The organism is Pseudomonas sp. 05N434, assembly GCF_056396965.1.
In genome coordinates this window covers 1-436 of sequence record NZ_JBFTMK010001147.1, presented here as the reverse complement: position 1 = coordinate 436, position 436 = coordinate 1, and the positions used below count along the sequence as shown (strand labels likewise).

General features: G+C 65.8%; 1 protein-coding gene. It reads left to right on the top strand.

The window, feature by feature from the left end; all coding sequences use genetic code 11:
- A partial coding sequence (locus AC1DLB_RS32160; RefSeq protein WP_477786555.1) for a calcium-binding protein occupies nucleotides 1-436 on the top strand: 436 nt, incomplete at both ends.

Below are 436 nucleotides of genomic sequence, written 5' to 3'. Positions count from 1 at the left end.
GTGCTGGACGGTGGCCTCGGCGCCGACGTGATGATTGGCGGCTTCGGCAACGACACCTACATCGTCGACAACCTCAAGGACACGGTCACCGAAACCAGCACCCTGGCGAGCGAAATCGACACCGTACGCGCCTCGGTGAGCTGGACCCTGGGCGCCAACCTGGAAAACCTCACCCTSACYGGCAGCGAYAACCTCACCGGCGTCGGCAATGCCCTGAACAACGTGCTGACCGGCAACAGCGGCAACAACGTGCTCAACGGTGGCGCGGGGCTGGACACGCTGATCGGCGGCGCCGGCGACGACACCTATATCCTCGACCAGGCCGGCGAACGCAACAACGTGCTCAACGGTGGCGCGGGGCTGGATACGCTGATCGGCGGCGCCGGCGACGACACCTATATCCTCGACCAGGCCGGCGAACTGGCACTGCTGCAGG